The following is a 12,201-nucleotide window of genomic DNA, read 5'->3' on the forward strand; positions in this document are numbered from 1 at the left end:
GTCATCACCAATGAAGAGACCCACACCAAGAAAGTCATTTTCCACCCCAAGCTTCTGCCGGCGATCGTGATTGCCGATCCGGAGCTGTCGGTCGGCATGCCGCCCTTCATCACGGCCGGCACCGGCATGGACGCGCTCGCCCACTGCCTCGAAGCCTATTGCGCGCCGGGCTATCATCCGATGGCCGACGGCATCGCCGTGGAAGGCATCCGGCTGGTGTTCGAGAACCTGCCCAAGGCCTTCGCCAACGGCAACGATCTGGTCGCCCGCGCGAATATGATGAGCGCGGCCGCGATGGGCGCGGCCGCCTTCCAGAAAGGGCTGGGCGCCATCCACTCTCTGTCGCATCCGATCGGCGCGCTCTACGACACCCATCACGGCATGACCAATGCGGTGTTCATGCCCTATGTCCTCGCCTTCAACCGCGATGCGATCGAGGATCGCATCGCGCGGCTCGCCGCCTATTGCGGCATCAAGGGCGGCTTCGATGGCTTCGCAAAAGCCGTCATCAAATTGCGCAAGGAGCTCAAGGTGCCGCATGCGCTGCCCGGCCTGATCAAGGACCTCGACATGGACAAGAACCGCAAGACACTGATCGCCGACATGGCGGTGGTCGATCCGACCGCCGGCGGCAATCCGGTCAAGCTCACCAAGAAAGGGGCGCTTGCTCTGCTCGAAAATGCCATCGTAGGGTCTGTGTAAACCAATTTGCAGCGGAAAGTTGATCTGGAAACGAGGGGAAAGGAAAGGGCAACGGGCGGAATGCAAGGAGGAGAATAATTAGCCGGAAAAAGAATCGCGAAGCGATTGCTACAGCCGGTTAAAGAGAGTTTACTTTTTCGTGTTGCGGGGTGCCGCTTTCACAAAGCTTTCATCTGGCTGTCACACGAAAACGATACCGCATCGCAGGCGTCCAATGGCGTCAGTTCAACGGAGAGAACACATGTTCAAATTCACGGGGAAAGTGCTTTCCCTTTCGGCCGCGGCGCTGTTTGCGTCGACGGTGATTTCGTCCGCCGACGCGATGGACGATCTCGTCAAGGCGGCGAAAGCCGAGGGCCAGCTCACCACCATCGCGCTGCCGCACGACTGGTGCGGCTATGGCGACGTCATCGCCGGCTTCAAGGCGAAGTATCCGGAGATCACCGTCAACGAGCTCAACCCGGATGCAGGCTCCGGCGATGAGATCGAGGCGATCAAAGCGAACAAGGACAACAAGGGCCCGCAGGCACCTGACGTCATCGACGTCGGCCTGTCCTTCGGTCCGTCCGCCAAGAAGGACGGCCTGATCCAGCCTTATAAAGTCTCGACCTGGGATTCCATTCCGGACAGCGCCAAGGACGCTGACGGCTACTGGACAGCCGACTATTATGGCGTGCTCTCGTTCCAGGTGAACAAGGATCTGGTCAAAGAATCGCCGACCGACTGGGCCGACCTGCTGAAGCCTGAATTCGCCAACTCGGTTGCCCTTGCCGGCGATCCGCGCGCTTCGAACCAGGCTATCCAGGCCGTCTACGCCGCCGGCCTTGCCAGCGGCGCTGCCGCTGGCGAAGCCGCAGGCACTGCCGGGCTCGAGTTTTTCAAGAAGCTCAATGCCGCCGGCAACTTCGTGCCGGTCATCGGCAAAACCGCGACGCTCGCCCAGGGCCAGACGCCGATCCTCGTCACCTGGGACTACAACGCGCTCTCCGGTCGCGACACGCTGAAGGGCAATCCCCCCGTTGACGTCATTGTGCCGAAGACCGGCGTTGTCGCCGGCGTTTACGTGCAGGCGATCAGCGCTTACGCGCCGCATCCGAATGCGGCCAAGCTTTGGCTGGAATATCTCTACTCCGACGAAGGCCAGATCGGCTGGCTGAAGGGCTATTGCCACCCGATCCGCTTCAACGATCTCGCCAAGAACGGCAAGGTTCCGGCGGATATGCTGGCGAAGATGCCTCCGGCCGAGTCCTATGCGGCCGCGGTGTTTCCGACGCTCGATGAACAGGGCAAGGCGAAAGAAGCCATCACCAAGAACTGGGACGCCGTTGTCGGCGCCAATGTGAAGTAAGCATCAATATGGTCCGGGCGGCCCGATGGCCGCCCGGACTCCTTCCCAAAAACGGTAGCCGGCGCATGACCGATCTCTCGGTTTCCAATCAGGCAATTGCGGGCAAGGCCGCGCCCCCCGGCGAAGCGCGCGCAATGCGGCTGCCGACGCAATGGCTTGGCGTAACGCCGTTCTTCGTCTTCGCCGTCATGTTCCTGATCCTGCCCACGCTCTACTTGATGCTGGGCGCCTTCCAGAACGAGGCGGGCGAGTTCACCTTCGCCAACATCGTCGCGCTTTTTTCGGCCAACATCGTTGCCGCCTACTGGATTTCGATAAAGGTCAGCCTGGCGTCATCGCTGATCGGCGCCTTCGCCGGTCTTGCCATCGCCATCGCCATCGTGCGCGGAGGCCTGCCCAACTGGATACGGTCGGGGACGCTGACGTTTTCCGGTGTCGCGTCCAATTTCGCCGGAGTGCCGCTGGCTTTCGCCTTCATCGCGACGCTAGGCCGGCTGGGCCTCGTCACCGTGCTGCTCAACACCCTGGTCGGCTTCAACATCTATGCGCATGGCTTCAACCTGCTGTCGTTCTGGGGTCTGACGATCACCTATGTCTATTTCCAGATTCCGCTGATGGTGGTCATCATCGTGCCGGCGATCGACGGGTTAAAAAGGGAATGGGGCGAAGCCGCCGCCACGCTCGGCGCCACCCAGGCGCAATACTGGCGCTTGGTGGTAATCCCCGTGCTGTGGCCAAGCTTCCTCGGCACCGTCATCCTGCTCTTCGCCAATGCCTTCGGGGCGATCGCCACCGCCTATGCGCTGACCGGGTCCTCGCTCAACATCGTGCCGATCCTGCTCTACGCCCAGATCCGCGGCGACGTGCTGCACAATGCCCATCTCGGTTACGCGATCGCCTTCGGCATGATCGTCATCACCGGGCTTGCCAACATCTTCTACATCTGGTTCCGGACGCGCTCGGAGAGGTGGCTGAAATGAAATCCGGCAGGTTCTGGGCCTGGGTCGTCTTTGTCCTCGGCGCGGCGTATTTCTTCATCCCGCTGATCGCGACGATCGAGTTCTCGCTGCGCATGCGCCGCGGCGTCTATTCCCTGGACGCCTACAAGGTCGTGCTCGGCGACAGCCAGTTCCAGGCGACCTTCATGTTTTCGGTGGTCGTCGCCATCTTCACCATTCTCCTCGGCGTGCTGATCGTCGTGCCTACGGCCTACTGGATCCGCCTTCGCATGCCGCAGATCAGGCCGATCGTCGAGTTCATCACGCTGCTGCCGCTGGTGATCCCGGCCATCGTCATCGTCTTCGGCTATATCAGGATGTATGGGTCGAATTCGCCGCTGCCGTTCCTGGCAACCAATCCAGGCGCGAATGCTCTGCTGGTCATCGGCTATGCAACGCTTGCACTGCCATACATGTACCGCGCCGTCGACACCGGGCTTCGCACCATCGACGTGCGCACGTTGACGGAAGCGGCGCAGATCCTGGGTGCCGGCTGGGGCACGATCATCAGCCGCGTGATCCTGCCCAATGTGCTGATCGCGGTGCTTTCGGGCGCATTCCTGACCTTCGCCATCGTGATCGGCGAATTCACCATGGCCAGCCTGCTCAACCGGCCGGCATTCGGCCCGTATTTGCAGAATCTTGTGGCCAACCGCGCCTATGAGCCGGCGGCGCTGTCGATCATCGCGTTCGTCATAACCTGGGGCTGCATGTCGCTGATCCAGATCTTGTCCCGTTTCGCGCCGAAATCGGCGAACCGCCCCAATTGAGCGAAGTACCGACCGAAAGAAAAAGCCATGGCCGAGCCGTTCCTCTCCATCCAGCATGTGCGAAAGTCCTTCGGCGCCACAACCGTGGTCGAGGATTTCAACCTCGATGTCGCGCCGGGCGAATTCGTCTCCTTCCTCGGTCCGTCCGGCTGCGGCAAGACGACGGTGTTGCGCATGGTGGCCGGCTTCGAGGAGCCCTCGGCCGGCAAGATCGTGGTTAGCGGCAAGGACATCACCAGGCTGAAGCCCAACCAGCGCAATATCGGCATGGTGTTCCAGGCCTATGCGCTGTTTCCCAACCTCACTGTGGCGCAGAATATCGGGTTCGGACTGAAGGTGGCGGGCATGCCCAGGGCGGCCATCGATTCCCGTGTCGCGGAGATGCTCGACATCATCAGGCTGCCGCAGATGGCCGACCGCTATCCCTACCAGCTCTCCGGCGGCCAGCAGCAGCGCATCGCGCTGGCGCGCGCCATTGCGCCGAAGCCGAAGCTTTTGCTGCTCGACGAGCCGCTGTCGGCGCTGGACGCCAAAGTGCGCATTTCGCTGCGAGAGGAAATCCGCTCGATCCAGAAGAAGCTCGGCATAACCACCATCTTCGTGACGCATGACCAGGAAGAGGCGCTGTCGATCTCCGACCGCATCGCGGTCATGTATGGCGGCAAGGCCGAACAGGTCGGCACGCCGTTCGAGATCTACAACCGGCCGGCGACCAAGTTCGTTGCCAATTTCGTCGGCACGCTCAACGTCCTGGAAGGCAAGGTCACCGATGCCGCGTCCGGCAAGGTGCGGGTCAACACGCAGGAAGTCTCGCTGAAGGGCAAGCTCAACGGCTCGAAGTCTGGCGACACGCTGTCGCTGGCGCTGCGGCCCGAAGCGATTTCGCTCGGACGCCAGCCCGGCCACGACACCAGCCTTTCGGGCGAGATCGCCGAAGTGCATTTCCTCGGCTCGGTCATCCGGGTGCGCGTCGGCATCGGCGGCAACACGGTATCGCTCGACACCTTCAACAACTCGGCGACGCCGCCGCCTGTCGTCGGCGAGAAGGCGGACATCTCGTTCTCGTCGGGCGACATGCTGGTGCTGCACTAGGGTGAATGGTGAATAGTGAATAGTGAATGGTAGTCAGCGAAGAGAGCACTTTACGTGCTCGAATTGTTCTGATGATGCTATTCACCATTCACCATTCACCATTCACCATTCACCATTCACCATTCACCATTCACCATTCACCATTCACCGTTCGCCATTCGTTTTTTGCAGTGCCAAAGGCCTGGTTCCATCGCTACGATGAGTCATGGCGCTTTTCGAGCTCACCCTCATTCTGCTTCTGATCGCCGTCGGGCTGACGACGTTGTCGCGATGGCTGGGGATACCTTATCCCTCCCTGCTGGCCTTGGCCGGAGTGGGGATCGCCTTTCTGCCAGGTGCGCCGACCATCGAGATCGATCCGGAACTGGCGCTTGCCCTGTTCATCGCGCCGGTGCTTCTCGATGCCGCCTATGATACGTCGCTGCGCGACCTGAAGCGCTACCGGCTGTCGCTGGTGCTGCTGGCGTTGGGCGCGGTCGTCTTCACCACCGTGGTCGTCGCCTTCGTCGGCTGGAAGATGGCAGGTCTGCCGATCGCGGCGGCGATCGCGCTCGGCGCCATCGTCGCGCCGCCGGACGCCGTGGCGGCGAGCGCCGTGCTTGGCCAGTTCAAGGTGCCGCACCGCCTCAACGCCATCCTGCAAGGGGAGAGCCTGCTCAACGACGCCACGGCACTTCTGATCTACCGCATCGCCGTTTCGGCCGCGGTCGGCTCGGTCATGCTGAGCGATGCGGTGCCGGTGATCCTTCTGTCGACGGTCGGCAGCGTCGCCGCCGGCTATCTGTTCGGCCGCCTCTCGCTGCTGACGCTGACGCGCATCGAGGATGCGGCAAGCAGCACCGTGGTGCAGTTTGCCGGAACCGTTGCCGTCTGGATCATCGCCGACAGGATCGGCCTTTCCGCCATCATCACCATCGTCGTCTATGCCATCACCATCGCGCGCACCGCGCCGCGCCAGATGTCGGCCAGACGCCGCGTCAGCACCTACTCGGTCTGGGAGTCGGCAGTGTTCGTGCTCAATGTGCTGGCTTTCGTGCTGATGGGCCTGCAGGCCCGGTCGATCGTCGGCAGGCTCTCCGGCGATGGGCAGGGCGATGAATTTGTCTTCGCCGCAACGGTGCTGGCCGTTGTCATCGTGGCACGCCTCGTCTGGGTGTTTGGCTACGTCGCGATCATACGGCGGTTCGCCCGCTTCGACAGCAAAGAGCAAAGGCGGGATGCGCCGACATTCGGGGGCGCCTTGCTTGTCGGCTGGTGCGGCATGCGTGGGCTGGTGAGCCTGGTGGTGGCCATTGCACTGCCGGCCAATTTCCCTGGCCGGGACCCGATCGTGCTTGCCGCCTTCGCGGTCGTGCTCGGCACGCTGGTGCTGCAAGGCATGAGCTTGAAGCCGCTGCTGCGCTGGCTCAATTTCGAAGAGGATACGACGATAGATCGCGAAGTGGCGCAGGCACGCGTTGCCATCATGGAAGCCGCGCTCGACGTCCTGAGCCGCAAGACGTCTGCCGCTGCCGACGTCGTGCGCGAGCAGTACGAGGCCCAACGCAAGATCGCCGAGAATCCTGAGGATGCGCAGGCGGCCACCGAATACGACCGGCTGCGCCTCTATGCCATCAAGCGGCAGCGCGATAGGCTCGAAGAATTGCGCCGCGACGGTACGATCGGCGACGAAGCCTATCACCGTCTGGAAGAAGAAATCGACTGGTCCGAGCTGGCAGCATCGCCGGCGGGGCGGTTCCAGTCGCTCACGACCTAGACGATGCCAGGGTCGGCGGTCATGACTGGACCATTCCGCACGTCGATGGCGTCCATTGCAACGCGATGGCCGAGGCGCTAGTGCCGTGGCCGGATATTCAGCCGGTTAATCGATGAAGCTGGTCAGCTACAACATCCAGTACGGCTACGGCAGCGACGGCCGCTACGATCTGGTGCGCGCCGCGCGCCTCGTCGACGGCGCCGACATCATCGCCCTGCAGGAAGTGGAGCGGCACTGGCAGCGCAGCAACGGCGACGACCAGCCGGAAATCCTGTCCAGGCTGCTGCCCGACTATCACTGGGTCTACGGTCCGGCCTTCGACATGGACGCCAGCGAAAAGCGTGATGGGCGCATCGTCAACCGCCGCAGGCAGTTCGGCACGATGCTTCTGTCCAAGCTGCCGATCGTCTGGTCGCGGCTGCATGCGCTGCCGCTGCGCCGCACGCTCAAGCCCCTCAACACGCGCAACGCCGCGCTGGAGTGCATGATCCGGACGCCGGCGGGATCGGTGCGGGTTTTCTCGCTGCATCTTGCCCATATCGCGGCCGAAGAGCGGCTGGAGCAAATCGACTATCTGCTCGCCGAACAGCGCCGCGCGCCGTCCGATGGTGGTCCCTGGAGCGGCGCCGATGACGAGCCGCAGCGCAACTGGGCGAATGGCGAGCCGGAGCCGGAAAACCCGCTGGCGGCGATCTGGCTCGGCGATTTCAACATGGAGCCGGGAAGTGCGGAATACCGGCGCATCGTCGGCAGCACGCCCTATCATCGCGGCGCCGTCTATATCGACGGGTTCGTCGATGCCGCAGCCGTCGCCGCCAAGCCGGTGGCGGACTTCCACACGCATGAAAAGATCATCGAGGGCAAGCTGGCGAAACGCCGGCTCGATCATTGCTTCGTTGGCGGCGTGCTGGCCGGGCGGGTGCGTTCCGTGAGCGCCGATATCGGCGAAGTGGCCTCCGACCATTTCCCGCTCAGGGTCGATATCGATCTGGAAACGCCAGGCATCGCCGCTAGGCTTGCAGGCGGGTGAGGCGGGCATGACGCTTTTCGTCTTCCTCGCGGTGCTGTCGGCGGCCGCCATGCACGCGATCTGGAACGCGCTGGTCAAGGTGCACCTCGACCGCTTCCTGTCGATCACCTTGATGACGCTCGGCATGGGGGCTGCGGCGCTGCTGGCGCTGCCTTTCGTTGAAGTGCCGAAAGCCGAGGTCTGGCCATTCATCCTCGCCTCGGTCTTCTTCCATATGGGCTACCGGACGTTTCTGATCGGCGCTTACAAGGCCGGCGATTTCGCTCAGACCTATCCGCTGGCGCGCGGTACCGCGCCGCTGCTCTCCGCGCTCGGCGGCATCGTTCTGCTCGGAGAGATACCGGCGCCACTCTCCATCTTCGGCATCGTGCTTCTGTCGGCAGGCACGCTGGTCATGTCGTTTCGCGGCGGTGTGCATCTTGAACGGTTCAATCTGCGCGCCGTCAGCTTCGCGCTCGGCACATCGATCTTCATTGCCAGCTACACGCTGTCGGACGGCAGCGGCGCGCGGCTGGCGGCAACCGCGCAAAGCTATGCGGCCTGGCTGTTCGTCTGCGATGCGCTCTGGGCGCTGGTGCTGTGCATCGCCTTTCGCGGGCCACAGTCGCTGCCCCTGCTGGCGCGGGACTGGAAGGCAGGCCTCTTCACCGGCGTGCTCAGCGGCGCCGCCTACTGGATCGTGATGTGGGCGATGACCAAGGCGCCGATCGCCTCGGTGGCGTCGCTGCGCGAGACCTCGATCCTGTTCGCCATGCTGATCTCGGTGCTTGCGCTGGGCGAGAAGATGACGGCATGGCGCGCCGCCGCGGCGCTGGGCATCGTCGCGGGCGTGGTCGCGCTCAGACTGGGCTGACTTCCCGGTCGATCACGGTCATGACCTCGCCACGCTTCTCGGGGCTGAAGCGGATCACGACGATGATGCAGACGGCGACCACGCCGGCAAACAATGCCAGCGCATAGCCATAGCTGCCTCCCCGCGCTTCGGCGATGCCGGCCTGATACGGGCCGCCATAGGAGGCCGCCAGATTGCCGGCCTGGTAGATGAAGCCAGGCAAGGTCGCCCGCACGGAGCCCGGCGATAGCTCGTTGAGATGCACCGGAATGACGCCCCAGGCGCCTTGCACCGCCACCTGCATGATGAAGGCGCCGAGCGCCAGCATGAAGGGCGTCGTCGTATAGGCCCAGAGCGGAATAGCCGGCAGGGCAATGACGCAGGCGAGCGTGATGGCGTTTATGCGCCCGATCTTCTCCGACAGCGCGCCGAACGCCAGACCGCCGACAATGGCGCCGATATTGGCGACGATGGTGATCCAGCTCACCGTGTGCGGATCGAAGCCGTGCTGCTTCTTCAGGAAGGTCGGGTAGAGGTCCTGCGTGCCATGGCTGAAGAAGTTGAAGAACATCATCAGCACCACGGCATAGAGCGCGATGCCCCAGTGCTTCTGCAGCGTTACGAGAAGACCCGGCCGCGCCTGCGCCCGGCCTGAGACGAAGGCGGGCGATTCAGGCACGTGCGAGCGGATGAAGAGCACGATCAGCGCCGGCACGAAGCTCAGCAGGAACATGGCGCGCCAGCCGAAGGTGAAATCGCCGATCTTCTGGCCGTAGAGCAGCCCATAGACAACTGCCGCCAGCAGATATCCCGCCGGATAGCCGCATTGCAGTATGCCCGAAACCATGCCGCGGGCGCTGGGCGGAATGGATTCCATGGCGAGCGAGCTGCCAAGGCCCCACTCGCCGCCCATCGCGATGCCGAACAGCGCCCGAAGCGCCAGGAAGATGCCGAGATTGGGCGAGAAGGCCGCCAGCGCCCCGATCACCGAGTAGCTGACGATGTTGAGCATCAGCAGCGGTTTGCGCCCATATCTGTCGGCCAGCATGCCGAACAGGAACGCGCCGATGAATCGCGTGGCCAAGGTCAGGAACAGCGCCTTGGAGACCGCCGGGACATCGGTATGGAATTCAGCGGCGATATCGGTGAGCAGGAATGTCAGAAGGAAGAAATCAAAAGCGTCGAGCGTCCAGCCCAGGAAAGATGCGAGTACGGTTTTCTTCTGCTCCGAGGTGAGACTCAAATCGCTGCTCCTTTGCATCCGCGAAAGGAACGATATGTTCCATGCAGTGCAAAAAAGAACGGGTTATTTGCCGGTTTCCGATCAACCGGCGGTCACATTTCCGTAAACTCCAAGTCGAGGACCATCAGCCCGTCGGTGCCCCCTTCGAGCGCCGCTACCAGGCGAGCGCCGGCGCGCTGATGCGCCTCGTGCGCCAGTAGGCGTCGCGGGCGGCAGCATCGCGGAAATCGATGGTAAAGCCATGGCCGAAACCGCGCGCGAACGGCTCCGGGCTGACCTTGGCGCTGAAATGAACCTTGCCCATGCCGTCGATGGCCGGGCGCAGCGCTTCGAGATCGGCGTGAATCGCGGCGCGCTCGGCGGCGGAGGTGCCGTCGCCGAAGCGGACAAAGACGCAGTGGCGGATCATTGTTCTCCCCTCAAGCCGCCTTATTGCCCTTGAACACGGCCGGCGGCAGCGGCTCGCGTCCGAGGATCAGATCGGCGCCCTTCTCGCCGACCATGATGGTCGGCGCATTGGTGTTGGAGGAGGGGACACGCGGCATCACCGACGCGTCGCAGACCCGCAGGCCGTCGATGCCGCGCAGCCTGAGATCGGGCGTCACCACGGCCATCGCATCATGTCCCATGCGGCAGGTGCCGACGGGATGGTGATCGGTCTTGGACGCGCGGCAGGCATAGTCGAAGAGGTCGGCGTCGCTTTGCAGCGCAGGGCCGGGCAGCACCTCGCGCAGCACAAAAGGCTGCAGCGCCTTCTGCCGCATGATCTCGCGCGCCAGCCGCAGGCCCTTGATCGACATGTCGCGATCGTAGGAATCGGACCAGTAGTTCGGGTCGATCAGCGGATGATCGGCGGGATCGGCGCTCTTCAATCGCACGGTGCCGCGCGAGCGCGGGCGCAGGAAGGCGGAGTTCAGCGTCACGCCGGGATTGTTCAGCTTCTCGACCCCAGCCTCGATGCCGGAGCCGAGACCGAGATGGAACTGGATGTCGGGCGAGGCGGCGGTCGGATCGGCGTACCAGAAGCCGCCGGTCTCGAACAGGCTGGATGCGACAGGGCCCTTCTTCAAAAGCACGTATTGCAGGCCGGCCCACATCGTGCGGTTCAGCTTGGCATAGTTGTCATAGGTGTGGTCGCCGGTGCATTCGGCGATCACGAACAGGTCGAGATGGTCCTGCATGTTGGAGCCGACGCCGGGCAGGTCGTGGACCGGCGTGACGCCGACCGACTTCAGATGGTCGGCCGGGCCAATGCCGGATTGCATCAAAAGCTTCGGCGAGCCGATGGCGCCGGAGGAGACGATCACCTCGCGTTCGGCGCGCAGGATCGTCTTCTCTCCGCCCGGCCTGTCGACGATCTCGACGCCGATGGCGCGGCCTTTCTCGACGACGACGCGGGTGACGAGCACACCGGTCCTGACCGTCAGGTTCTTGCGGGCGCGGATAGGCTTCAGATAGGCGACCGAGGCGGAGGAGCGCCGCGCGTCCTTCTGGGTGAGTTGGTAATAGCCGACGCCTTCCTGGCTGGCGCCGTTGAAATCCGGATTGAAGGGGATTCCCATCTCCTGGCCGGCGCGGAAATAGGCCTCGCAGATCGGCAGCGGCGAGATCGGGTTGGAAACGCCGAGCGGCCCCTGATCGCCGTGATAATCGTTGGCGAAGCGCTGGTTGTTCTCGGCGCGCTTGAAATAGGGCAGCACATCGCGATAGCCCCAGCCGGCCAAGCCCTCTTCCTTCTCCCAGGCGTCATAGTCGCGGGCGTTGCCGCGCGTGTAGATCTGGGCGTTGATCGACGAGCCGCCGCCGACAACCTTGGCTTGGGTGTACCAGAAGACGCGGTCCTTCATGTGCTTCTGCGGCACCGTCGACCAGCCCCAGGAAGCGATGCCCTTGGTCATCTTGGCGAAGCCTGCCGGCATGTGGATCAGCGGGTGCCAATCCTTGCCGCCCGCTTCGAGCAGCAGGACTGAATTGGTCGGCTCCTCGCTCAGCCGGTTGGCCAGCACGCAACCGGCCGGTCCGGCGCCAACGATGATGTAGTCAGCCATGGTTCCACTCACTCACAGACGAGGCACGGAGAGCGCGCCGTCGACATCGATGACCGATCCGGTTGCAAAGCCGAATTTTCCGCTGGCAAGTGCGGCCACCACAGCGCCGATATCGGCGCCCTCGCCCCAGCGTTTGGCCGGCACCAACCCGCCGTCGATCAACGCGTCATATTTGGCGGATACGCCTGCCGTCATGTCGGTGCGAATGATGCCCGGCCGCACCTCGAACACGCCGATGTTTTCCGCGGCGAGCCGCAGCGCCAGGTTCTTCACCCACATCGAAAGCCCTGCCTTTGAGATGCAATAGTCGGCGCGCTCCGGCGAGGCCATTGTCGCGCTGACCGAGGTGATGGTGACGATCGACCTCGCAAAGCTGGCGGGT

11 protein-coding genes and 1 pseudogene are annotated in these 12,201 nt (G+C 63.4%); 8 read left to right on the plus strand and 4 right to left on the minus strand.

Going from position 1 to position 12,201, the window contains the following annotated elements; translation table 11 throughout:
- The 8 genes from EOA49_RS25925 to EOA49_RS25965 form a co-directional block, all read left to right on the plus strand.
- The coding region (locus EOA49_RS25925; protein WP_127243431.1) for an iron-containing alcohol dehydrogenase at positions 1 to 702 on the plus strand (702 nt) is incomplete at its 5' end.
- A 241-nt stretch (positions 703 to 943) separates the two neighbouring features.
- The gene (locus EOA49_RS25930) at positions 944 to 2,050 is read left to right on the plus strand and encodes an ABC transporter substrate-binding protein (RefSeq protein WP_095800499.1); all 1,107 of its coding nucleotides are present in this window, start codon (positions 944 to 946) and stop codon (positions 2,048 to 2,050) included.
- A 134-nt stretch (positions 2,051 to 2,184) separates the two neighbouring features.
- The gene (locus EOA49_RS25935; RefSeq protein WP_176477631.1) at positions 2,185 to 3,030 is read left to right on the plus strand and encodes an ABC transporter permease subunit; all 846 of its coding nucleotides are present in this window, start codon (positions 2,185 to 2,187) and stop codon (positions 3,028 to 3,030) included.
- Positions 3,027 to 3,818 (plus strand): ABC transporter permease, encoded by a 792-nt coding sequence (locus tag EOA49_RS25940; RefSeq protein ID WP_067002564.1) that lies wholly within the window; start codon positions 3,027 to 3,029, stop codon positions 3,816 to 3,818. Before EOA49_RS25935 ends, EOA49_RS25940 begins: the two co-directional genes overlap by 4 nt.
- Before the next feature lie 27 nt (positions 3,819 to 3,845).
- A complete protein-coding gene (locus EOA49_RS25945) occupies positions 3,846 to 4,910 on the plus strand; it encodes an ABC transporter ATP-binding protein (protein WP_067325862.1) in 1,065 nt (354 codons plus the stop codon).
- A 205-nt stretch (positions 4,911 to 5,115) separates the two neighbouring features.
- Positions 5,116 to 6,666 carry a sodium:proton antiporter gene (locus EOA49_RS25955; protein WP_127243432.1) on the plus strand — a complete coding sequence of 517 codons (1,551 nt, stop codon included), beginning with the start codon at positions 5,116 to 5,118 and terminating at the stop codon, positions 6,664 to 6,666.
- Positions 6,667 to 6,778: 112 nt separating this feature from the next.
- Positions 6,779 to 7,696: an endonuclease/exonuclease/phosphatase family protein gene (locus EOA49_RS25960; protein WP_067325867.1), complete on the plus strand. Its 918-nt coding sequence runs from the start codon at positions 6,779 to 6,781 to the stop codon at positions 7,694 to 7,696.
- 7 nt (positions 7,697 to 7,703) lie between these two features.
- Entirely contained in the window at positions 7,704 to 8,549 is an 846-nt protein-coding gene (locus tag EOA49_RS25965) for an EamA family transporter (protein WP_067002559.1), read from the plus strand.
- Here EOA49_RS25965 and EOA49_RS25970 read toward each other — a convergent pair.
- The 4 genes and pseudogenes from EOA49_RS25970 to EOA49_RS25985 all read right to left on the minus strand — a co-directional run.
- Complete coding sequence (locus EOA49_RS25970; RefSeq protein ID WP_082953939.1) at positions 8,536 to 9,789, minus strand: MFS transporter; 1,254 nt, start codon at positions 9,787 to 9,789, stop codon at positions 8,536 to 8,538. The two genes, EOA49_RS25965 and EOA49_RS25970, sit on opposite strands and share 14 nt — an antisense overlap.
- Positions 9,790 to 9,863: 74 nt before the next feature.
- Positions 9,864 to 10,180 (minus strand): annotated as a pseudogene (locus EOA49_RS25975) (Dabb family protein).
- 10 nt (positions 10,181 to 10,190) lie between these two features.
- Positions 10,191 to 11,819: a GMC family oxidoreductase N-terminal domain-containing protein gene (locus EOA49_RS25980; protein ID WP_127240041.1), complete on the minus strand. Its 1,629-nt coding sequence runs from the start codon at positions 11,817 to 11,819 to the stop codon at positions 10,191 to 10,193.
- Between the two features lie 12 nt (positions 11,820 to 11,831).
- On the minus strand, positions 11,832 to 12,201 hold a 370-nt coding region (locus EOA49_RS25985), incomplete at its 5' end, for an SDR family oxidoreductase (RefSeq protein ID WP_127243433.1).

It is taken from the genome of Mesorhizobium sp. M1A.F.Ca.IN.020.04.1.1 (assembly GCF_003997315.1).
GTDB lineage: Bacteria > Pseudomonadota > Alphaproteobacteria > Rhizobiales > Rhizobiaceae > Mesorhizobium.

What these genes read in the sequence shown, in the direction of transcription:
- EOA49_RS25960 (WP_067325867.1), top strand. Translation starts at nt 6,779, where the DNA reads ATGAAGCTGGTCAGCTACAACATCCAGTACGGCTACGGCAGCGACGGC.
- EOA49_RS25935 (WP_176477631.1), top strand. Translation starts at nt 2,185, where the DNA reads ATGCGGCTGCCGACGCAATGGCTTGGCGTAACGCCGTTCTTCGTCTTC.
- EOA49_RS25965 (WP_067002559.1), top strand. Translation starts at nt 7,704, where the DNA reads ATGACGCTTTTCGTCTTCCTCGCGGTGCTGTCGGCGGCCGCCATGCAC.
- EOA49_RS25930 (WP_095800499.1), top strand. Translation starts at nt 944, where the DNA reads ATGTTCAAATTCACGGGGAAAGTGCTTTCCCTTTCGGCCGCGGCGCTG.
- EOA49_RS25940 (WP_067002564.1), top strand. Translation starts at nt 3,027, where the DNA reads ATGAAATCCGGCAGGTTCTGGGCCTGGGTCGTCTTTGTCCTCGGCGCG.
- EOA49_RS25970 (WP_082953939.1), bottom strand. Translation starts at nt 9,789, where the DNA reads ATGCAAAGGAGCAGCGATTTGAGTCTCACCTCGGAGCAGAAGAAAACC.
- EOA49_RS25945 (WP_067325862.1), top strand. Translation starts at nt 3,846, where the DNA reads ATGGCCGAGCCGTTCCTCTCCATCCAGCATGTGCGAAAGTCCTTCGGC.
- EOA49_RS25955 (WP_127243432.1), top strand. Translation starts at nt 5,116, where the DNA reads ATGGCGCTTTTCGAGCTCACCCTCATTCTGCTTCTGATCGCCGTCGGG.
- EOA49_RS25980 (WP_127240041.1), bottom strand. Translation starts at nt 11,819, where the DNA reads ATGGCTGACTACATCATCGTTGGCGCCGGACCGGCCGGTTGCGTGCTG.